The following is a 21,542-nucleotide window of genomic DNA, read 5'->3' on the forward strand; positions in this document are numbered from 1 at the left end:
GCAGGACTGAAGTCCTCACTACAAACCTTATACAATCTGTTCGTAGTGAGGACTTTTGTTCTCGGAAAAAGCAGGACTGAAGTCCTCACTACAAACCTTGTAAAATCTGTTCGTAGTGAGGACTTTTGTTCTCGGAAAAAGCAGGACTGAAGTCCTCACTACAAACCTGTTTTTTAGCCCGTATTCCGCATCCCGGCGGCAATACCATTAATCGTCAGCAGAGCTCCCCGCAACAACTCACCCTTGCTGTAACGCGAGTGAATCACACCGGGTACTCCGCCAGTACCATGTTGCCGCAATCGCTTCAGCAGTGAAACCTGCAACAAACCCAAAGGCACAATTGTGGCATTTCGTAATTGCACAGAACGCTGAAGCGATGGATCTCCATCCAACAAACTCTGGTGTCCGGTAATAGTTAAAACCAAATTACGAATCAAGTAGAATTCGGCAGCAATTTGCTCGAATAAAGCCTTAAATCGCTCTCTGTCTGCCGGTAACGCCAACTCCCGCACGTAGTGTTCTGCAATCTGCAAATCCACCTTCGATAATGTCATTTCTACCTTGGAAATTACCATTCTAAAAAACGGCCATTTCAAGTAAAAATACTGCAAAAGTTTCATGTGTTCTTCCGGTTCTTCCAGCAAATACTCTTGTAAAGCTGTGCCGACACCATACCAAGAAGGCAGCAAAAAGCGGCTTTGAGTCCAGCTAAACACCCACGGAATTGCTCGCAAACCGCTGATGTCTTTCTTCCCGCCGCGACGGGCTGGGCGAGAACTAATTTGCAACTGACTGATTTCTTGAATCGGGGTAACGTGGTGGAAGAAATCTACTAAATCTGGCTGTTCGTAGATTAAATTACGGTAGTGCGATCGCGATTTCGCCGATAACTCTTCCATAATCTCGTTCCAAGAGTCGATGCCATCGAAACCTGTATGCAGCAAACTAGCTTGAATTACCGCCGCCGCCACGGTTTCTAAATTGTAAAGCGCCAACTCCGGCAAAGAATATTTAGAAGCCAAAACCTCGCCTTGTTCGGTAATCTTAATTCGCCCGCTAATGCTCTTTCCGGGCTGAGCCAAAATCGCTTTGTAAGCAGGCCCGCCGCCTCGCCCTACCGAACCGCCACGGCCGTGAAAAATTCGCAATTCTACTTCGTGCTTTTCCGCAACCATTTGCAAAGCTTTTTGAGCTTTGTGAATTTCCCAATTGCTGCTGAGGAAACCCGAATCTTTATTACTGTCCGAATAGCCCAGCATCACTTCTTGCAATTTGATTTTTCGGATTGGACAGTCTAGATTTTGTTCGCTTGGTTTGGCTGTTTCTTGGGCGTATCCTCCGGCTAATAAAGCCCGATAAACTGGCAGTTCAAATGCCTCCTGCATTACTTTTGGCGCTTTTTTCAAGTCTTCCACTGTTTCAAACAATGGGACTACTTGAATGCTGCTAATTCCGGTCGCTGGATCGTAAAGTCCTGATTCTTTTGCTAGCAACAAAACCGCCAGCATATCGCTGAGGTCGTGGGTCATGCTAATGACGTAGGTTTCGCAAATTTCCGGGCCGAACTCCTGGTGCATTTGCCGCAATATGCGGAAGGTATTAATTGTCTCGCAAGTTTTGGGAGAAAATGGCAATTCTGCGGGAATTAATGGGCGGCGAGTTTGCAGTTCTGTTGCTAGCCATATCACTCGATCGCCTTCAGACATTTCATTGTAAAGCTTGGGCAAAATTTGCAAGTATTCAGCAATTTCGCTCAAAGCGTCGGAGTGTACTGTTGACTCTTGGCGGATATCTAGGTAAGCCAAATTAAACCCGTAGATTTCTACTTGGCAAAGCAGATTTTCCAAGTCCCGACAGCTTAAACCGGTTTCGATTAAATTGTGCTCGATGAGCTGCAATTCGGTCAAAAACTCGGTTCCCGATCGATAAAGGCCGCTCATTCCGGGATGTTCCGATAAGGCTTCGCGCTCCCGCTGCAACTCGTCTCCTTTGTAGAGGCGCCAGTTGCGATCGCGCGTATTTTCCAGTCGCTGGAGTACGTAGGCGAGTTTCAACCGATAGGGCTCTTGACGGTAGCGGATCGCCCACTGCTCGTAAACCTCGGGAAATTCTGATTTGTCGCGATCGAGCGATTCGAGCAATTCTGGCAATACGTCGCTCCAGTGCAGCGACAAACTCAAAAGTTCGTTCAACCGCTTCACCGCATTGATGTACTTGCACAGCACTAAATGGCGTTGATAGCAAGCAGTTTGCCAAGTAACTTTTGGGGTGACAGAAGGATTCCCGTCTCTGTCGGAGCCCACCCAAGAACCGAACTTGCAAAAATTGTAACTAGGTGGTTTCAGGTAAGGGAAAGAAGCGTGCAGCGCTTGCTTTAAGCGTTGGTATAGCTCGGGAATAGCATCAAACAGCACTTCGTCGAAGTAGTGCAGGGTGTATTCCACCTCGTCAAGTACAGTCGGTTTGAACTGGTGCAGTTCGTCAGTGCGCCACCAAAGGCGAATTTCTTCCATGAGTTGCTCTTGGAGAGCCGCAGCTTCCCAGGAAGACACCGGGTAGGGGCTTTCTGAGTCGGCCCCGAGTACCTGAAATTTCTCGTCAACTTGGTCTAGCTTTTGGAGAATCTTCGCCATCCGCCGCTGCTTGGTGCGGATCGTGTTGCGGACAATTTCCGTCGGGTGGGCGGTGAATACTAAGCGGATGTCTAACTGATCGATCAAGCGCTGGATTTGCTGGCTGGGTACGTTCAAGCGCAGTAGCATCGGGAACAGTTGGTGAAATGTTCCGGCGTCTTTGGCGATCGCCTCGCTGCTGTCTACCTTGCTCAGAGCTGTTTGGGCCGGGCCTTCCCTGTGCCGCGGGCGATCGGGCGCATCCGTTGCTTGTCCCGGCAGCTTAGCAAACATCCGCCCGCCAGCATCGTTACTGCCAGTGTAAGCTAGCTGTTGGTCTCGTTGTTCGTAGTGCTGTTCGACAATGTTGATTAACTGAAAATATAGTGCAAAAGCACGAGCGGCGCGGATGGCGGCGTTGAGATCGAGCTTTTCGATTAGCTGTAGGACATTCGACTCGCGAAAGTGAGTGGCTTGTCCCTCGGCCGAATTGACCGATCGCATTTGTTGGAGCAAATCCACCAATTCCTGCCCGCACTCCTGTCGCAGCACCGATTCCCACAAGTCCTCTACTACTTTGAGGCGATTGCGTAGAAACAGGTCTGATTTTGAGTAAGGGGCAGAATGGGGAATAGATGGTGTATCAATAGCCTGTTCTGAAGACTGGAGGACTGAACTCATCGGGCTGTTCCTCAAATAGCTGCGGGTGTCTAGAAAATTGTATTGTTTAGTTTCACCTAAAACATTTTTATTTGCAGTCAAATTTGAGACATCTGATACAATTTGCGATTTGTGCTTGCGGATGACTCATGACGATCGTGCTTTGGAGCTCGGGGTCTCCCTTTCCTGGTGTTTTAAACTTCCCCGACCTGCTTGCGCGATCGGTCGGGGATTTCAGTAGCCCTAGAACGTGTTGCTCCAATGAGCAAGCAAGTCCTGAGCCTCCAGGCTGGTCTAAAAGCAGCCCCAATACAGAAATATTCTTAGCTCCATTCTCATCAGCATCACCAACCCAGCCACAATGACCACACCTAAACTTCTTGCCACTTCTGTATGATTCACCTCTAACGGGGTGAATATGCAGGCATTTGTGGCAGGTTTGGGATGTGTACCTTGGGTCAACAAATACCAGATTTACGCCAAACTTTACTGCCTTATAACAAAGGAATTGGCGAAGCTGAAAAAACGCCCAACTGTTGCTTCTGCGTCTCTCTGTTTTAGAACGTGGCTGTTGGTTGGTGCGTTCTCTGATACCCGTCAAATCCTCCAACGCAATAGTTTGCGCTTGTTTTTTGGCGTGCTGAATGAGTCGGTAGCTAACGGTATGGTTAACCTGTGCCTGAAATCTTCGTTCTCGTCCACTCAACCGTTGCAGAAGCTGCCGACATCTACGCCGACTACTTCTTGTGCCTTTGGACGCTTTTTTCTGCAACGAAGCCCTGACACGGCTATATCTGTCACGAATTTCGGTTATCGCCGTTCCACTAAACTTCTCGGATTCAGAGGTAACGGCTATATCGGTTCTGCCCAAATCAACACCCAAAACCCTATCAGTTTTCTCAGGGTTTGGTGGCTCAGATTCAAGCTGAATTTGCAGGTAATAAGTGTTATCTTTGCGCTTTACCAACACTGCCGACTTAGGATTTCTTCCTGTTAACAAATGACGCTGATAGTTGCCAATGTGCAAAGGGAATTTCTCTCTTTGCTTGAGCATCGTCAAACTAGCTGTCCAGTCTTTCTCCCTAAAAGTGAAAGTCCGAGCGTCATAAGTGGCACTGGTAGCTGCAAACCCTTTCACAGGTCTATCTTTTTGTTTGGCAGTCTTGCGATTGGCGCAAACCCTACGAATGGCATGGATAGTCATCTGAGCCGATAGACCAGAGTATTCCCGTGCTTCCTTGTAAATTAAGGATTGCACGGCTATCTGATTGGTCAGCTTTCGGTCAGTGTTTTTGTTCACGTACTCACAGCAGTTCGCAAAAGCACGAAGCACCGCATCAAGTTTTTCAACCTGATGTTGCAACACTTCGAGTTTACAACTAACCGTCAGGACTTGAGACATTTTCAATAAGTGAAGATTATGGAGCTAGTGTACCATGAGATTGCTAAAACTGCGGGCATCAAACCCCCATTTTTAGCCGCTATCCCTCCCCGCCCTATTGACGCTCATCCTTAGCCCTTGGGCTGCGGAAATCGCGTCAATTGAGGGCGGGGATTCCCGCGATTATATTGAAACTAATCTTGCGGTGCGAAGGAACTGATGGAGAAGCTGGAAGCAATGACAAATTGTAACAGCACGGATTCTATCGGCTGTCAAGCTTTTTGGTCAAAAAATTTAGCGTTGAACTGGCCTTGAGATTGCTACTCCTGTGACTGGGGAAAGTTGAGTACCGGGAGGCGCGAACCCCGAAAGACTTCTTCGCTTTCAATGCCGATCGAACTCACAAACTCAGCAGCAGCTTTGGCAGCCAGCAACCCGCCCAGCATGGGTAAGGCGGCTAAGCTCAATAAAATATCTGAGGGAATTGGCAATTTAGGATTGTTGGGGGTTTGAGTTTTGGGCAAGTCTTGGTTTTCCGACGGCATAGATCCCTCCTGTGTTATTCAGTATCCCCAGTTTACAGCAGAAGGAAGGAGGAAGAATAGCAAGGGTTTCAGCAATTAAGAACGTCCTAATCTTTGGGGGCGGTTGCTAAACAGGGGAAATAATTATCTTTACTCCTGAATTCTGACTTCGCTTAACTGGGTCTAATTGTGCGAAAATACATTCGAGGTATTGGTCAAAACAGTATTGCCCAACGGAGCGCAGCCGAGGGGATACACAGCTCGCCAGTAAGCCGAGCAACAGTTAAACCGGATGCAAGGGTTAGGCTCGGTAAATAAAATAATTGTATGTAAAACCTGTAAACTGTGCTATCTGTAGAAAACAAAACCAGCCTTGACGAAATTTAAAGTCCCATGTTGAATGCGAACGGGAGTATATTGGCAGACAATCGATCGCCCGCATCGCAGTGGGCGCAAAAAGCTTTGGGACTGCCCGAGGTGCAGGTACAAGCGCGTTTGCGCGGAAATCACCTGCATATTTTGTGCGAAGCGCAATTGTGTCCGTCTCAGGAATTGGTGACGGCGAGATTTAAAAGCGCGATCGAACAAACTGATTTAACGCGACTCCTGCCCGATCGAACTAAAATCTACCAGTTGTTTCTGTGCGGCCGCAAACTCGGTTCCCGACAAAACGACTGGACTGTCCGGCTCGATTGCAGTGGCAAACAGCGACAGCCACAGCCACAGCCACAGCGACGGGAACCGGAACCGGAACCAAAAGTTTCCGAAGTGCCACCACTAGCGAGTCCCCCCGACAGCGAACCGCCAACAAGTCGTAAAAAAGGCGGACTCTTCGACAGATTCAAAAATGAAAACCGCAACCTCAAACTAAAAGCAGCACAGGTAGAAACCCCGGCACCAATGCCTCAGGTGCGGGAAGAAATGGATTTTGATACTGAAAGTTTCCCCACGGCCTCCCGGATTGAATATCCAGAAGTTTTTGAAACTTCCCCAGTGACGATCGACACTTCGGCAACTCGGGAAACTTTCAGTCCCCCGGTTTCTGCGCCAGCACCGCAAACATCCACGCAGCAGCAGGCGAGTCGCGGCGCGGTGGCTTTGATTCAATCCCCCGAAACAGGCTCCGGTGACAGTGATGGCGGCGGCACTTTGACCGTTTCGGCGGAAACTTTGGCGCGGCGGGGCTATCCAGATGCGATCGCCAGCTATCTCAGCGAAATCCTCGGGCCGATGGGTGTTTCGGTGAAAGTCAGCATTCGCGAAAAAGAAGTCAAAAGCAGCCGGGAAACCCAGCACCCAAATGCGCCAGAACTTCTCAAGTCCAAGGAACGGCGGCTGTTAGTGCTGTGCGAGTCAGCTTACAGCCCCGAACCCTCCTTGCTAGCAGAACCGATCGCCGCTAGGCTGCGGAAACTGCAACTAGAGGACTTCCGGGAAGCTGCGATCGGCAGCCAAGTTGCAGGCGAATCGAAGCCGGACTGGGTGCTGCGAGTCGATTTGACGCCACCGGACACAATCCTCAAGGAATGGGCCCGCTGGGGAGACGTACAGTCGATCGCCAAACTGCTCAACCAACACTTGGCGACATCAACAGTCGAAGTGCGAGCCACCCTCAAAGAAGCAACTCTGCACCTGTTTTGCAGCAAAACAGTCACAAAAGGACAAAAACCCAAACGACAAGAATACCCTGACAAACAGCAAACCACCGATGCGATCGCCCCTTTGTTAGCATCCTTCGCGCCCCAAGGCATCCGCGCAGCTACCCTCTACGGCGTAGAACCGGCCAGCGACAGCACAACCGAGCCGGAGTCGCCGGTGTGGATTGACTGGATAGACTTACCAGCAGCCCACCACCCCGACTTAGCTCCAAACCCGAGGATATTGGCAGCCGAGGGCGACCAATTAGCCTTGACTTTCTTGCTCAACAGGTTTCTCAATCCCAATCTCAACCGCAAGCTGGAAACCGGAGGGATTCGGGCTGTGGCGCTGCACAAAGCCAACGTGCTGCACGTCATGACTGAAGCTCTGAGTTGCCCTGCTCAGTCGAAGGTAGGCCCGCCGGTGGCTAAATTCTTGCGGCAGTTACAAATTCCGGGAGTGGCTCTTGTGCGAGTCTACGGGCGCCGCGCCGGTCAGAAAATGCCCCTGTGGCGCTACGGTATCGATCTCAAAATGGCGGTTGACGGGGAATTAGCACCAACAACCGCATCGGCTCCCTCGCAACAGGCTGTCTTGTCTAAGGAAGCGGTGCCGGAGTTTGCGCCGTCGGTGGCAGATGGGAGTTTTTCTGCTCTGGGCGATAATTTGGTGTTCGATGCTCCCGCACCGGACTCCTCGCGGCCGCGCTTCAAAATTAGACTCCCCGGTTACCAGTTGGGCGAGCAGTTGGTTCAAGCTGTGGTGCAGCCGCTTGTTGCTTCGGGTTTGTTTGTTCCCAACGACGCTTTGTCGATGAATGCTGCTGCGCCGGGAGGCGTGAGAGCCGATCGCGCGGCGGGAATGGCTTTGATTTGGGCGATCGCCGGCTGTCTGATCACCTTCAATACCGATTGGTTGCTGGGTCTATTTCTTAAATCTGCGACGGTTAGTCAAGCTCCTAGAGCCTCCGAAGTTTGCAACGGCCCAAATTGTCAAAATTCATCCCCCAAGCCTCAGAGCGACGTTCAAGCCTCTCTCACGAATCCGGATTCTCCCTCTCCCTCTGGCTCTTCAGTCCCGATTCCCGAGTCTCAAGAAGTGAATTTGCCTCAAATTCCTTTACAAGCATCGCCGTCCGCGAGTGAAGAAAAGGCTTTCAACGGTTCTGGGTTTACGAAACCGGGAAATACTAGCGTTCCTGTAGCTGATGTTTCGGCTGCTCCGGTGTTTCCGACTTTGAGGAGCGAGCAGCTTGACGAGCAGATTGCGCGCTACCAAGAGTACATCCGCCAGCACAAAAAACCGCCGGATATTTTAATTGTCGGGAGTTCTAGGGCGCTGCGGGGTATCGACCCGGCGGTGTTGGAAACGGCTTTGGCTGCTGGAGGCTATCCGGGGCTGAAGGCTTACAATTTTGGGGTGAACGGAGCTACTCTGCAAGTGGTAGATTCGATCGTCCGCCGGATTTTGCCACCGCAACAATTGCCGAAATTACTGGTTTTGGCGGACGGGGCGAGGGCTCTCAACAGCGGGCGGCCGGATTTGACTTTTAGTGCGATCGCCTCTTCCGAAGGTTACAGACAATTGGCTCGGGGTAGTTTTCTGATCCGCACCAATCCATTAGAATCCCCAACATCTAAGGAAACTGCCAAAAATCCGATCGCGACTGCTGGTGAATTGGTGCACAATTTGGAACAAAGTCAAGCGAATGTTCAACAATTTCTGAGTCAAAAGTTGGTGGATAGTTCTGCAACTTACAAAAAGCGCGATCGGCTGAAAGGGTTTTTGCGATCGATCGCGAATCCAGCAGCCCCTGTTGTCACCGAAAGCCCCCAAACCGCAGCCGACGACGATAAACAAACCACTGAAAACGCCCAGCTAACTGCTGCGGGTAAAGCACCCAGCGAGTTTCAACCAAACGGCTTTTTGCCGATCGACATCCGCTTCAATCCCGATACTTACTTTCAGAAACACGCCAAAGTATCTGGATATTACGACACCGACTATCAAGATTTTAAATTGACAGGGGAACAAACTGTAGCGCTCAAAAACATGATCGAATTTACCAAAGTTCGCAACATCAATCTCGTGTTTGTCAATATGCCTCTGACTGCCGATTATTTAGATCCGGTGCGGACAGGTTACGAACAAGAATTCCGGCAATATATGCAACAATTAGCAGCTCAAACCGGACTAATTTTCCGAGATAATAGTTTATTGTTGCCCCAAGCACGGGAATCTTTTTCTGACCCCAGTCACCTCAACCGTTACGGTGCTGTTGCAGTTTCCAAGCGCTTGGCTCAAGATCCGATGATTCCCTGGCCTGTGAAGAAGTAGAGAGGGGGAGAGGGGGAGAGGGAAGAGGGGGAGATTGGGAGAGGGGGAGATTGGGAGAGGGGGAGATTGGGAGAGGGGGAGATTGGGAGAAGTTGTAAGCTAGTGGGTATCTAGATTGTCTGTTATGTTCGATGGAGATAGCGGGGAAAATACTCCTAGACGCACGCAGATTTCAGAAACCGGGTTTCTACGAAGATTTCTCGTGACTCGTCGTAAAATCTCGTATAAACCCGGTTTCTAGCCCCCACGGCAGATTTCAGAAACGACTCGTCGTAAAATCTCGTATAAACCCGGTTTCTAGCCCCCACGGCAGATTTCAGAAACCGGGTTTCTACGAATGTTTCTCATTACTAAACGCAAAAATCTCAGAGAAACCCGGTTTCTAGTCACCACCCTCGTCAAGGATAAAACTATCGCTAGCTGTTGTTAGAATTTAAAGGATTTAAATCTTATTGTAAAGGCGGGTTCAGCAATATTAATGATTGTTATTTCAATCGTTAATCCTGGGATGCGACTATCTCAAAACACTTCTTTCCTGCAACTGGACACTGAACATGAAAAGATTAATTTTTTCGGAAGTTAGCAGAAACAAACTGATGAAAAATCCCCGCAAAAATCTGCCTGTAATATTTTTTATATTATCTCTAGCATTTTTCCTGTTTAGTTTGTATAAAGGTTTATTTTTACCTTTTGCTTTATCAACTCCGCCGCCCAGCAGCGAACAACAACCTTTGCAACCCTTCGAGCAAGTTGTCAAAGACGCGCAAAAGTTTGAAGGACTGTTTACCCTTTACCGCAATCTGGCAACTAATAAAGTTTATCTAGAAATTAAACCGCAGCAACTGGATAAAAAGTTTCTGTGTTTCGTCACATTGGCATCAGGTTTAGGGGAAGGGGGAATTTTGAGCGGATTGCCGATCGGCGATTTCTTGTTTCAACTGCGGCGAGTCCAAAATAACGTCGAGTTTGTCATACCGAATATCTATTTTCGCACTCGTCCGGGCGACCCGCAAGCGGGTTCGGTGGAAAGGGCATTTAGCGAGTCGATTCTCTATTCTTTACCACTCAAAAGCCTTCATCCGCAAAGGCAAACTCTGCTGATAGACTTAGGCGATTTGCTGATGAGCGAAAAGCGCGACTTACCGGGGGTTAAAGCGATTTTGCCGGCGATTTTGGGTGCTGCTTACTCGATCGATGAAGACAAATCTTATTTTAAAGATGTGAAAGCGTTTCCGCTGAATGTAGAAATTGCTTCTATTTACGGTTTTTCCAGCGATAATGACAGTGCAGTTAACTATTTACCTTCGATTCCTGACAGTCGGGCTTTTAACCTCCGCATTCACTACAGTTTCTCGGAAGTGCCTCTCAATAACGGCTACCGCCCCAGACTTGCAGACGAGCGAGTCGGCTATTTTCTGACAGCATATAAAGACTTTTCTGACAAGAGCAGTCGGGAGCCTTTTGTGCGCTACATCAATCGCTGGCATTTGCAAAAGCAAATCCCGACGGCGCCGATGTCGCCTCCGGTGCAGCCGATCGTCTTTTGGATTGAAAATAATGTCCCTCTAGAATACCGCAATGCAATTCGCGATGGCATTTTGGAGTGGAACAAATCTTTTGAAAAAGCAGGTTTTACAGAGGCAATTCAGGTCAAACAAATGCCGGACAATGCTAAATGGGATCCGGCTGATGTCCGCTACAATACTATTAGGTGGTCGAGTTCTTTTGAGTCAGATTTTGCCGGACTCGGGCCGTCTCGCACTAACCCGCTAACCGGGGAAATCTTGGATGCTGATATTTTGTTGGATGCTAATATTGTCCGGCTAATCAAACAGGGATATCGGTCTTTGGTAGAACAAAATCGATCGCTAGCAAAGAGTTTTCAAGGCCGAAACGGCTCTAATACCAATCCCTGTCAGTTCGGGATGTATTCTCGCTATTTGCCGATGCTCGAAAATGCAGATTTAGGCAAAAGCAGCGGGGAGAATTCTCCGGGTGGAATTGTTGATGATTTGCCCACTTTGGTGGAAAGATATCAAGAACAAAAGCGATCGCCCTTATCGCGGTTGATGCTGAGTTCGGATATGTGTTTTGGGTTGGAATCGAGCCGGCAATTTGCGATCGGAGCAATGTCGATGTCTCTGCTGGACAATGCAGCGCCTAGCAGTCCGGTGCTGGAGAATTATGTTAATGATTATATCCGAAATTTGACTGCACACGAAGTCGGTCACACTCTTGGTTTGAGGCACAATTTTCACGGCAGTACAATGCTGCAACCGGAGGATTTGAACAATACTCAGGTAGCTCGCGCCCAAGGTATGGTGGCGTCGGTGATGGATTACCTGCCGATTAATTTGGCACCGCAGGGAACTGTACAGGGCGATTATTATCCGACGATTGTAGGGCCTTATGACGATTGGGCGATCGAGTACGGTTACAAAGTTCTTGGTGGCGCCAACCCCAACAGCGACTTACCAGCGCTGCAACAAATTGCCAGTCGCGCGGGGGAACCGCAATTAGCTTATGCGCCGGATGAGGATACTGTTGACAATCTCGATCCCGCTGCAAATGCCTTCGATCTCAGTAACAATATGCTGAGGTACTCGCAATGGCAATTGGATAATGCTAAGGCAATGTGGAAGCGTTTAGAAAAGCGAATTCCGGTTGGGGAAGACGGTTATAACGAACTGCGGGTGATGTTTGATTCGGTGTTCGGGTATTATTTTCAGCAGGTGATGAATGCTACTTTGTACGTCGGCGGACAGTCGTTTAGTCGGATTCGCCCGGGAGATGCGAAGGGAAAATTGCCGTTTGTGCCGATCGAGCTTTCACAACAACGAGAAGCTTTGGCTACACTGGACAAGTACGTATTTGCAAGCGATGCGTTTAGTTTTGCGCCGGATTTGCTAAATAAATTAGCGCCTGCGCGCTGGGAGCACTGGGGAAGTCCGGCTTTGGTGTTTCCTCTAGATTACCCGATCGGCGATCGAATTACTTTTATGCAGCGATTTGTGCTGCGAGTGTTGCTATCTCCAGTGCGGCTGGCGAGACTGCGGGATGCGGAGTTAAAATCTGCGCCGGAAAGCGCTTTGAAATTACCAGAATTGTTCGATACTTTGCAAAACGATATTTGGAAAGAGGTTTTGCAGCCGTCCAAGAAGATGCAAATTTCGACTTTTCGGCGATCGTTACAGCGAGAACATTTGGCGATTTTAATCGGAATGGTGCTGCGAAAAACCAGTACACCTGAGGATGCGCGGAGTTTGGCTTGGTACGAATTGCGGCAGTTGCGGGAGGGTTTGAGCAAGAGTATTCGGAATTTGGATCGGAGTGCGGATGCTTATACGCGGGCTCATTTGGAGGAAACGCGCGATCGAATTTCTAAGGTTTTGAACGCACAGATTCAGTCAAATTAATATGGGTGTCCAGAAACCGGGTTCGGATATTAGTATTTTTTTGGCAATACAAAGTATCCTACAAATAATTTGCAAATGCTAAACTTCTGTCATTGCAATGATTTGAGCGATCGTTAATACCAATTGAGGAAAAGTTGGAGAAACAATAGTGGCTTCTCCTTGATATCGCAGCGCCTGATATTCACCATCAATTAAGCGGTTGATAGTCACCGTAGACTGTTTTGGAGAGCCAATATACTGAACGCCTCCCAACCCTGCATAATCAACAATCCAATACTCCAGGATTCCTAAAGTTTCATACTCATTCAATTTGATGCGGTAATCATCCCGCCAATTCGTACTAACAACTTCGATCGCCAAGGGAGGTGGAATATAAGCCGCAGCAGAGGCAGAACTTTGACGCATTCTGACCCATTCTTCCTTGGCAAATACCACAATGTCGGCTTTACGACTCGATTCACTTTCGCCAGGGGGAGCGTTCAATCTGACTTGTTTATTTTGTCGAGGAACGTAGGGAAGGTTCAAGGATTGGCAATGATCCACCAAGAGACGACATAAACCATCGACGACATCCTCATGTTTGGCTGTGGGTTCACTCAGGGGCATGGCAACTCCATTGACTAGCTCGAATGACCTGCCGGAACCGTCATCCCAGTTGAGAAATTCCTCGAAGGAAAGGTTTTTTTCGGCGATCGCAATCATTGATATTAACCTGTTGGGTAGGTTGGCTCTCTGTTCTCTAACGGTCAGCTAATTGTTGCTTTAAATCGCGGATAGCAGCGCTGGTGTTACGTTGGTAAGCAATTTCGACGCAGCGGGCGATCGCACTTTGTAGATCGAAGTCTGGAAAATAGATGCTTTGGGTTTGAACTTGATAGTTTGCACCTTGCAGCCGATAAATTAAGAGTTGTTGTTTCTTATATAGCCAGATTTCAGGAACCCGATAGGGAAGATAATCTTGCACATCGGAATAACTGGTGACATCAATTTCGATGACCAAATCTGGCGGCGGATCGTTTTGCCAGTCAATCCGCTTTTTGCCACAAACGGCTTGCCAGTTGTTAATATAAAAGCAATAATCTGGTTCAATTCCGCTTTCTTCTGGCACTGTCATGGTGATAGGAGTAAACGCATCGTATTCCCGCCCATCGCGATCGAGAATGGCTTTTACAATATCAGCAATCAAGTTGGCATCTTTTCCGTGTACGGGTAAAGGTGACATTAGCAACACTTCTCCATTGCGATACTTTAGGCGCGGAATTGAGCCATCTCCACGGCGATCGCACAAACTCTGATATTCTTGCCAAGTTGCAGGTAAGCGCACTACAGAACCCGCAGGCAATTGAATTTTTTCTGGTGAGACGAGGGCGAACATAGTCTAAGCTTCCTTTTGCAGCCATTGATTTTAATCATAACAAGACTCGTGTGGGCGATCGCTCCTGCTTTTTAGTCGAAATTTGCGCTACAATAATAACTTCATCTGCCATAGAAGTTGGGCGAGGGTAGCTAGATGGTTAGCTGGATTCTAGAAGATGGTGTATTTGGCTGCTCTATGGCTCCACTTGCAACGGAGATTCGCAAGCAAGGACACAATGTTAAGATTGTTGACTATACCAGAGGCATAACAGACTATCAACGCTTCTTTCCCCAAACAGAGTGTGTCATATTCTATGGGTCACTCTATATAGCTGAACAGATTCTCAGTTGGGATTTGTCTTGGACACCAGGAATTATCGGGACTATTGAACATTATCATTGCACAGCCTATTATCCTCATCTTAAACCTTGGCTGTTGAATGCAGGGGGTTATATTTTGCCACTATCAGAGTTGTCTTCCTCTGTGGTTGAAAACCCTAAATTACTTTTCAATCTTGAGAAGAGCAAACGTTTGTTTATCCGTCCCAACAGTCCACTTAAACCTTTTGCAGGTAGTCTGTATTCTCCTAGAGAAGTGACGGACTTAGACAGTTTTATGAAACGCCATTACCTCGAAGATCCGAACATTTTGGTGGTGGTTGCACCGGAACAGTCCATTGAAGCAGAATGGCGAGTGATTATTGCCCAAGGGCAAATCTTGTGTGCTTCTCAATATCGGCAGATTGAGAAACCTTACTATCAATCCGGAATGCCTGAGATTGTGCGGCAAGTAGCCGAAGCGGTGGCACAACAACAATGGCAGCCTGACCCAATTTGGGTTCTAGATCTCTGTTGTTCTGGTAATTTGGCTTACGTTCTAGAGATTAATTTTCTATCGTGTTCAGCCTTGTATGAGTGTGATTTGAGCTTAGTTGTGAGAGAAGCATCAGAGGCTGCCTGGAAGCGGTGGGTCCTGAAGCAGCAAGGGATATAATATTTTACACCTGGCGATCGAACGTCAAGATTACCCGTTGCTCAATCGCCCCAAACTCACACCACGATATAATTCTGCGATCGCAATTTCCAGCTAAATACTCTGTAAAGTATTATTTGTAGGTTAGGCGTAGACAGGAAGTGGCTCATAAACAAGTTGCATGAGTTTTTCTGAGGGAACAGTTTCCATTGCATAGGTATTACCTTGAGCATCGGCAAAATCTACTAGATAAGCGCGATCGTCAAAGCTCATCAGAATAGTGCCAACTTGTCCGGGCCGGAGCAAAATTGGCCCAGAGGTTTCTTTGTGGATTGCCTGAATTTCTTCGGTCAAGGCAACAACATCATACTCGTGTAACGTCATCATAGTATCCTCACTTATTAAGCTGACAATATTACCGTGCCACCTCGATAAGTCGATTTATTTGCCCGCCCGGCCATGTATCGATCGAAAGTTGTGTAATCTCCAGCTTTGTAGTCAGCACGGGCAGCTTCTATTTCAGCAATGTCTTCGGGAGAATCGTCCTCTTCTTTGAGGAATTCCACCGCAAAAGCAAACACTGCCTGGATAGATTCAGGATTAAGCGTTGGGTAGTTTTCTAGAACTTGTTGCTGCGTCCAACCTTCTGAAAACAACCCTAGAATAAACTCCACGGATATTCGTGTTCCCTTAATTACAGGTTTGCCCAGCAGAATTTTAGGATTTGAATTAATGTATGCTTTCCAGTTCATAGCTAGTTTGCCTCTATGGAGTTTTCATCTATTTTGAAACCTTTGTCTCTAGCTTACTTCATTTATCGCCCCAAACTCACACCGCGATATAATTCTGCGATCGCAACTTCAAGCTCAATACTCTGTAACATCACGATATCGCCCGCACCATAAACCACCGTTTCCCAACGTTCCCCAGCCCCATCTTTCACTCGACGGCGACACTCTACTCGCATCTCATCCTGCGCGATTAAAACATACTCTTCCAACGATTCCAACAGTCGATAATCCTCAAACTTATCAGTGCGATCGAATTTTCCCGTCGAAGGAGACAGCACCTCAGCAATCAACTTAGGATAGCGCTTCACATAGCGATCGCTCCGATCGCGCGGATCGCACGTCACAAAGGCATCGGGATAATAGAAAAACTCATCCGCATAATTCACCTTCACATCACCGGAAAAAAACTGACATTCCCCATCACGCAGGTGAAAATTAATAGCCGTTAAAAAATTAATCGCGAGACGGCTATGATCGTCGCTACCACCCGCCATTGCGTAGACTAAACCGCGCCGATATTCATGGCGGACTGTATTGTCATGTTCCAGGGAAAGGTACTCTTCGGGGCTAAATCCAGAGGGGATGGCAATCATAGTATTGCAGGCAAATTTAATAGCTTAATTGTAGCGATTTTCGAGCGTTCTTTTTTTACCGCAGATCAAAGCAAATTAACGCTGATGAACGCGGAGGGGAGAATGACTACCGCCATTTTACCATAAAGAAAACCCGCAAGGTGCGGGCTTCATTTTGATAATTGCAATTTAACTTATTACTACATCACCACGGCACTAATTAAAGTGTGCACATTGTGGACAACAGCAGTAGTAAAGTTGTGAGTCGCAGGCAAACTATCAACCACGATTCCAGCGCACAATAGCATCAGATACAGAATAGAGTATTTAAAGAGCGATCGCGCAACCTTCTTATCTTCTGGAGTCTGCAACAGCAACCAAGCCTTTTGGGCAAAAATCGCACCGAGGAAAATCGCAGTACCGGCATACACTGGCCCCGCTAAATTCAACGGATACACCAGCAGCAAAGTTGCAGGAAGCATCAATAACGTGTAAATCCAAATTTGGCGCGCTGTCTCTTCGTCGCCCTCAATTACTGGCAACATCGGTACCCCTACTCCCTCGTATTCGTCGCGAATCATCATTGCTAATGCCCAAAAATGCGGCGGTGTCCACAGGAAGATAATCCCAAACAGCAGCCACGCACCCCAACTCAAATCTCCCGTCACCGCAGCCCACCCAACTAGCGGGGGAATCGCCCCTGCTGCACCCCCGATGACGATGTTTTGGACGCTGTGGCGCTTCAGCCAGTGAGTGTAAATTAGGACGTAGAAAACGATGCCCGACATTGCTAGCAAGGCTGCTAATAAGTTGGCGACAACTGTCAGTAATGTAAAGGAGATTGTCGCTAGGGCGATCGCAAATATCAAAGCATCCCGTTTCTTGACACGCCCGGAAGGAATCGGCCGCCATCGCGTGCGCTCCATGATATAGTCAATGTCGCTGTCGTAGACGCAATTAATCGTATTCGCCGACGCGGAAGCTAAAGCGCCTCCGGTAATAGTTGATACCAGTAATAGCGGATCGACTTCTCCTTTGGCGGCCATCCACATTCCGGCTGATGTGGTGATTAGCAGCAGTAAAATAATTCTCGGTTTTGTAAGTTGGTAGTAACTTTTCACCACTTGCGAAAAGTTTTCGTGGAGGCGAGGGCTATTGTTTGTAAGAACTTCTTGCATCGGTTATTAATTGTTAGTTGTTACTTGTTAGTTGTCAGTTGTCATTGCTTCGTAGATACAAGGGGCGGGTTTACAAGAGATATTTGTTGTAGGTGAAAAGATTGATAAACCCGCCCCCACCGAGGGATAAATCAGGCACCTGTTGCTCAAGGAATAGATAAATCTGCCTTGTCTATCATGTCCGGTTGATTCATGCTTGTATGGGCGGGGCGGGTTTATGAAACTGTTGGCTTTTATCGAGAATAATGGTGAACCCGCCCCTACAAGATTTTGCATCATAGAACAACGATGCTACCGGACACGATCTGACTTTCAAGCTGATAAAACCCGATCGCGCCACGACAAAACACTAAAAGCTAGCAGGGTTCCCAGCAATGCTGCGCCGACTGCTTGGTGGGCGACTGTCAGCGGTTCTACCTGAAGGTGCAGCCGGAAAGTTGCCAATCCCAAAACTAATTGAGCAATCAGACAAAGACTCGCTAAATTCCCTAATTTTCGCAAGTTTGAATGGAGTGCTGGTTGCCGCCAAGCCATGACTGCTACTGCTAAAGTTGCTGCGGTAGCTGGTACGATGCCGGCGATGTGGCTGTTCATTACCGAACACAATTCTGAGGAACCAAAACATTGATGCAGCGCCCATCTAGAGCCGACTAATGCTCCTAGCAGACTTTGGAGATAAACTAGCAGTGCTGCGATCGAACTTACCCATGCTAATTTGCCTGTATTGCCTGTAGCTTCGTAAGGAGTCAGCATAAAACCGATCGCTAGCAGGGCGCAAAAAAACAGTAAAGCCGTTCCCAAGTGAGCGGTAACGATGTCAAATCGCAGCAGTTGCGTCACGGTGAGGCCGCCCAATATGCCTTGAAAAACTATTAAAAATACTGCGCCGGCGCTGGCGAGGGGCAGCCAAGTCGGCAGGCGGCTGCGGTAGAAGACAGAAAGTGCTAAAAGGGCGATCGCACTTAAGCCAATTGCTGCTGCATCCAAACGGTGAAACCACTCCAGAAATACCTGCAAATTCATTTGCGCTGCGGGTATTAATTGACCGTAGCACAGCGGCCAGTCCGGGCAAGCGAGCCCCGCATTCATCACGCGCGTGGCGCTGCCTACAGCCATTAACAGCCAGGTTGCGATCGCAATTTTCCACACTAGGCCGCGGATAATATCTTTTGGCTGCCACTGCACTCCTGCTGCTGCGTTTGGCCCCTTTAAAACTGAGTTTGCCATGAACTTTACCTTAGCCTTTGTTATCGATCGAGCTTAATTAAATATTGCGGTTTTGCTTGGGCTGAGCTTAGCCGAGCTTAACACTCTTTTTCTCTAAGAAACCGTCATCTTTACTACCTTAGCGACACTTTTATGCAATTAGTTTGTCTTTAGATTTTTTTCAACTTTCCTGTTTATATTACAAAAGATTTCAGGATTTTTGCTAAACTTCAAAAAACTTTAATCTTTCAGCACCATCCGTGATGGTTGACAACTCCCGCACTGTCGGGTTTTTGTTAAAAAATAAAGATATAATTAAGAAATAGCTTGTTAATAAAAAAGTGTGATATCCAGCATTCAAAAGTGTTTAGCTCCTCACACTTTTTGAAAGTCACAGTGGATACAGCAGAAAACCCTCAGCCTGGTTTTTGGTATTTTTCGATGGATTCTGGTTAAATAATCATAGCCGTTGGCGATCGCACGGACAAGGCCTCATCATCTTAGTTTTTTTACTATTTCGGCTGGCTGCAACCTATGTATTTTCGTCCATCAAACCGCGTTGCTCGGTACCCGTGCCTCTATGACTATCTAAGATTATTAAAAAAATGTCAAAATATAATTAGATTGGTTTTTCTGCCTCCTGCCTCTTCCCTCTTCCTTCCCTCTTCCTTCTTTTTACCCGATCGCGTAACCGTTATAGCCGTTATAGCCTTCTTCCCTCTTCCCTCTTCCTTCTTCCTGATGACTAATAACGTTCGCGAGCGGGGACGCTCGCACTAATAACGTTCGCGAGCGGGGACGCTCGCACTAATAACGTTCGCGAGCGGGGACGCTCGCACTAATCGAGCGGGGACGCTCGCACTAATAACGTTCGCGAGCGGGGACGCTCGCACTAATAACGTTCGCGAGCGGGGACGCTCGCACTAATGACTGAATCTAAAACTTAAAATCTAAAATTGTGCAGCCATGTCCCAAAAAAACGAAACCGCTGTTTTGGTATTATCACTCCTAATTACGATCGGGCTAGCCGGTGCAGGTATTTGGTGGCTGACAAGCCGCGGCGGCATTCCTGGAGGTTTATCACCCGAAAATCAGACGTTTTCTAAGCCCCCGACGGGGAATTCATCGCAGTCAGAGCAGCAAATTCAGCAGCGTCTGAGTGCCGGAAAAAAACTGTTAATTTCTGAAAAAGCAACAACAACTAAAGAATCAGCAGTAGAGGCGATCGCATCTGGCAACTACAACGCGGCTATTTCAGACTTACAAGCTTCACTGCAAACCAATCGCAACGATCCCGAAGCACTAATTTACCTCAACAACGCCCGTATCGGCAATCAAAAATCCTACACAATTGCCGCAGCGGTTCCCATTGGCACCGATATCAATGCTGCTCAAGAAATTTTGCGGGGAGTCGCTCAAGCTCAAAATGAAATCAACCAAAAGGGCGGCATTAACGGGACTCCCTTAAAAGTGCTAATTGCTAACGACGACAACAACCCAGAGATTGCCTCGCAAATTGCCAGTGCGATCGCCAATAACTCAGAAATTTTAGGAGTAATCGGGCATTTTGGTTCGGACACCACCCTAGCAGCGAGCAAGATTTACCAGCAAAATCAATTAGTAGCAATTTCTCCGACAAGTACCTCTGTGCAGCTTTCAGGAGTTGGCAGCAATATATTTCGGACAGTGCCGAGCGATCGATTTGCGGCGAATGCTCTTTCCCGCTATATGCTGACAAAATTGCCAAAGCAAAAAGTTGCTATATTTTTTAATTCTGCCAGCAGTTACAGCAAATCTTTAAAAGATGAATTTACTACTGCTGTTTACGGAGATGGCGGACAAATCGTATCGGAATTTGACTTTGCTAAGGGGAATTTTAATGCTGCCGAAAGCGTTAAAAGTGCGATCGCCCAGGGAGCAGAAGTCATGATGTTAGCGTCCAATTCGGCGACTATCGACCAAGCTTTGCAAGTAGTGCAAGTCAACGCCAAACGGCTGCCATTACTAGCAGGAGACGGCGCTTATAGTGCTAAAACACTGCAAATTGGTGGCGCAGGAGCCACAGATATGGTGTTAGCAGTTCCTTGGCACATTCTCGCAGATCCGCAGTCAAACTTTCCCCAAACCTCGAAACAACTTTGGAATGCTGAAGTCAGTTGGCGCACAGCTTTAGCTTACGATGCGGCGATCGCGCTAATTGTCGGATTAGGGCGCAATCCGACTCGCACAGGCATTCAACAAGCTTTATCTGCGTCGGATTTTTCGGCAACAGGAGCATCGGGGCCGATTCGCTTTTTACCTTCGGGCGATCGCAATCGAGCAGTTCAATTAGTAATTGTTAAACCCGGAAATCGCACCAGTTACGGTTATGAATTTGTGCCGATATCTGGCTTATGAGCTCTTTGCCTTTTATGAACAGGCCGGAAAGCCTGTTTCATAATAAAAGAAACTGGGTTTTTTGGGTCTTACTTCAAAGAGGATTGACAACAAGAATACCTTTCCCGGGGCCTTCGTAAATTTCGACCCTAGATACTTTTCCAGTAGTATAAAATGTAACTCCGGCGAGCGAGCGAGATGGCATTGATTGCCAAACACCGTCTTCTGAAGACACCACATTAGTTATGAATCCATCCTCCCAGGTAATTGTAATTTGGGTGAGACTCTGCTTGACTGAGCAGCCGATTGTTTGTGCCTGTCGTTGATTTTGTCCGTAAAAACTACATACACCTTTATAATTTTTAGTGGAGCTACTTGTCTGGGCTTGAGCAACGATACCGAAAGTAGTGACAGATGCTAGGAGCAAATTTGTCACTAAAACCGCTTTATAAAACAAAGATGACTTGAGTTTCATAGGTTAGGAAAATTTTAGAAAAATAACTCAATACGGTTTACTTAAGA

General features: G+C 47.7%; 15 protein-coding genes. 4 read left to right on the top strand and 11 right to left on the bottom strand.

Features of this window, described 5'->3' with window-relative positions; all coding sequences use genetic code 11:
* Positions 1 to 173: 173 nt before the first annotated feature.
* The 3 genes from ppc to JGK11_RS29535 all read right to left on the bottom strand — a co-directional run bounded on the left by ppc (position 174) and on the right by JGK11_RS29535 (position 5,198).
* Positions 174 to 3,293 carry a phosphoenolpyruvate carboxylase gene (ppc, locus tag JGK11_RS29525; RefSeq protein ID WP_293193959.1) on the bottom strand — a complete coding sequence of 1,040 codons (3,120 nt, stop codon included), beginning with the start codon at positions 3,291 to 3,293 and terminating at the stop codon, positions 174 to 176.
* A gap of 67 nt (positions 3,294 to 3,360) precedes the next feature.
* A complete protein-coding gene (locus tag JGK11_RS29530) occupies positions 3,361 to 4,674 on the bottom strand; it encodes a transposase (RefSeq protein WP_293208051.1) in 1,314 nt (437 codons plus the stop codon).
* Between the two features lie 299 nt (positions 4,675 to 4,973).
* Positions 4,974 to 5,198, bottom strand: a complete 225-nt coding sequence (locus JGK11_RS29535) for a hypothetical protein (RefSeq protein ID WP_293185876.1) — start codon at positions 5,196 to 5,198, stop codon at positions 4,974 to 4,976.
* Positions 5,199 to 5,570: 372 nt separating this feature from the next.
* Between JGK11_RS29535 and JGK11_RS29540 the strand changes: the two genes are divergently transcribed.
* Positions 5,571 to 9,152, top strand: coding sequence for a hypothetical protein (locus JGK11_RS29540; RefSeq protein WP_293198661.1), 3,582 nt, complete (start codon positions 5,571 to 5,573; stop codon positions 9,150 to 9,152).
* A 596-nt stretch (positions 9,153 to 9,748) separates the two neighbouring features.
* Complete coding sequence (locus tag JGK11_RS29545) at positions 9,749 to 12,568, top strand: zinc-dependent metalloprotease (RefSeq protein WP_293214010.1); 2,820 nt, start codon at positions 9,749 to 9,751, stop codon at positions 12,566 to 12,568.
* Positions 12,569 to 12,646: 78 nt separating this feature from the next.
* On the opposite strand, the gene JGK11_RS29550 is transcribed toward JGK11_RS29545, so the two are convergent.
* Positions 12,647 to 13,270 (bottom strand): Uma2 family endonuclease, encoded by a 624-nt coding sequence (locus JGK11_RS29550; protein WP_293214011.1) that lies wholly within the window; start codon positions 13,268 to 13,270, stop codon positions 12,647 to 12,649.
* A gap of 37 nt (positions 13,271 to 13,307) precedes the next feature.
* Positions 13,308 to 13,943, bottom strand: coding sequence for a Uma2 family endonuclease (locus JGK11_RS29555; protein ID WP_293214013.1), 636 nt, complete (start codon positions 13,941 to 13,943; stop codon positions 13,308 to 13,310).
* 135 nt (positions 13,944 to 14,078) lie between these two features.
* Between JGK11_RS29555 and JGK11_RS29560 the strand changes: the two genes are divergently transcribed.
* A complete protein-coding gene (locus tag JGK11_RS29560) occupies positions 14,079 to 14,918 on the top strand; it encodes an ATP-grasp domain-containing protein (RefSeq protein WP_293214014.1) in 840 nt (279 codons plus the stop codon).
* Between the two features lie 123 nt (positions 14,919 to 15,041).
* Here JGK11_RS29560 and JGK11_RS29565 read toward each other — a convergent pair whose 3' ends face one another.
* The 5 genes from JGK11_RS29565 to JGK11_RS29585 all read right to left on the bottom strand — a co-directional run bounded on the left by JGK11_RS29565 (position 15,042) and on the right by JGK11_RS29585 (position 18,665).
* Positions 15,042 to 15,284, bottom strand: coding sequence for a DUF4926 domain-containing protein (locus JGK11_RS29565; protein ID WP_293214016.1), 243 nt, complete (start codon positions 15,282 to 15,284; stop codon positions 15,042 to 15,044).
* 14 nt (positions 15,285 to 15,298) lie between these two features.
* On the bottom strand, positions 15,299 to 15,649 hold the full coding sequence (locus JGK11_RS29570; protein WP_293214018.1) for a DUF433 domain-containing protein: 351 nt from the start codon (positions 15,647 to 15,649) through the stop codon (positions 15,299 to 15,301).
* Between the two features lie 62 nt (positions 15,650 to 15,711).
* Positions 15,712 to 16,281, bottom strand: coding sequence for a Uma2 family endonuclease (locus JGK11_RS29575; protein WP_293214019.1), 570 nt, complete (start codon positions 16,279 to 16,281; stop codon positions 15,712 to 15,714).
* A gap of 179 nt (positions 16,282 to 16,460) precedes the next feature.
* Positions 16,461 to 17,438 carry a heme o synthase gene (locus JGK11_RS29580; protein ID WP_293185855.1) on the bottom strand — a complete coding sequence of 326 codons (978 nt, stop codon included), beginning with the start codon at positions 17,436 to 17,438 and terminating at the stop codon, positions 16,461 to 16,463.
* Positions 17,439 to 17,750: 312 nt separating this feature from the next.
* Entirely contained in the window at positions 17,751 to 18,665 is a 915-nt protein-coding gene (locus JGK11_RS29585) for a heme A synthase (RefSeq protein WP_293193298.1), read from the bottom strand.
* Between the two features lie 945 nt (positions 18,666 to 19,610).
* Here JGK11_RS29585 and JGK11_RS29590 point away from each other — a divergent pair.
* Complete coding sequence (locus JGK11_RS29590) at positions 19,611 to 21,041, top strand: ABC transporter substrate-binding protein (RefSeq protein ID WP_293193517.1); 1,431 nt, start codon at positions 19,611 to 19,613, stop codon at positions 21,039 to 21,041.
* A gap of 73 nt (positions 21,042 to 21,114) precedes the next feature.
* On the opposite strand, the gene JGK11_RS29595 is transcribed toward JGK11_RS29590, so the two are convergent.
* The gene (locus tag JGK11_RS29595; protein WP_293214020.1) at positions 21,115 to 21,495 is read right to left on the bottom strand and encodes a hypothetical protein; all 381 of its coding nucleotides are present in this window, start codon (positions 21,493 to 21,495) and stop codon (positions 21,115 to 21,117) included.
* Positions 21,496 to 21,542 lie beyond the last annotated feature (47 nt).

Source organism: Microcoleus sp. PH2017_34_RAT_O_A (assembly GCF_020737885.1).
GTDB lineage: Bacteria > Cyanobacteriota > Cyanobacteriia > Cyanobacteriales > Microcoleaceae > Microcoleus.

What these genes read in the sequence shown, in the direction of transcription:
- ppc (WP_293193959.1), bottom strand. Translation starts at nt 3,293, where the DNA reads ATGAGTTCAGTCCTCCAGTCTTCAGAACAGGCTATTGATACACCATCT.
- JGK11_RS29530 (WP_293208051.1), bottom strand. Translation starts at nt 4,674, where the DNA reads ATGTCTCAAGTCCTGACGGTTAGTTGTAAACTCGAAGTGTTGCAACAT.
- JGK11_RS29535 (WP_293185876.1), bottom strand. Translation starts at nt 5,198, where the DNA reads ATGCCGTCGGAAAACCAAGACTTGCCCAAAACTCAAACCCCCAACAAT.
- JGK11_RS29540 (WP_293198661.1), top strand. Translation starts at nt 5,571, where the DNA reads ATGTTGAATGCGAACGGGAGTATATTGGCAGACAATCGATCGCCCGCA.
- JGK11_RS29545 (WP_293214010.1), top strand. Translation starts at nt 9,749, where the DNA reads ATGAAAAATCCCCGCAAAAATCTGCCTGTAATATTTTTTATATTATCT.
- JGK11_RS29550 (WP_293214011.1), bottom strand. Translation starts at nt 13,270, where the DNA reads ATGATTGCGATCGCCGAAAAAAACCTTTCCTTCGAGGAATTTCTCAAC.
- JGK11_RS29555 (WP_293214013.1), bottom strand. Translation starts at nt 13,943, where the DNA reads ATGTTCGCCCTCGTCTCACCAGAAAAAATTCAATTGCCTGCGGGTTCT.
- JGK11_RS29560 (WP_293214014.1), top strand. Translation starts at nt 14,079, where the DNA reads ATGGTTAGCTGGATTCTAGAAGATGGTGTATTTGGCTGCTCTATGGCT.
- JGK11_RS29565 (WP_293214016.1), bottom strand. Translation starts at nt 15,284, where the DNA reads ATGATGACGTTACACGAGTATGATGTTGTTGCCTTGACCGAAGAAATT.
- JGK11_RS29570 (WP_293214018.1), bottom strand. Translation starts at nt 15,649, where the DNA reads ATGAACTGGAAAGCATACATTAATTCAAATCCTAAAATTCTGCTGGGC.
- JGK11_RS29575 (WP_293214019.1), bottom strand. Translation starts at nt 16,281, where the DNA reads ATGATTGCCATCCCCTCTGGATTTAGCCCCGAAGAGTACCTTTCCCTG.
- JGK11_RS29580 (WP_293185855.1), bottom strand. Translation starts at nt 17,438, where the DNA reads ATGCAAGAAGTTCTTACAAACAATAGCCCTCGCCTCCACGAAAACTTT.
- JGK11_RS29585 (WP_293193298.1), bottom strand. Translation starts at nt 18,665, where the DNA reads ATGGCAAACTCAGTTTTAAAGGGGCCAAACGCAGCAGCAGGAGTGCAG.
- JGK11_RS29590 (WP_293193517.1), top strand. Translation starts at nt 19,611, where the DNA reads ATGTCCCAAAAAAACGAAACCGCTGTTTTGGTATTATCACTCCTAATT.
- JGK11_RS29595 (WP_293214020.1), bottom strand. Translation starts at nt 21,495, where the DNA reads ATGAAACTCAAGTCATCTTTGTTTTATAAAGCGGTTTTAGTGACAAAT.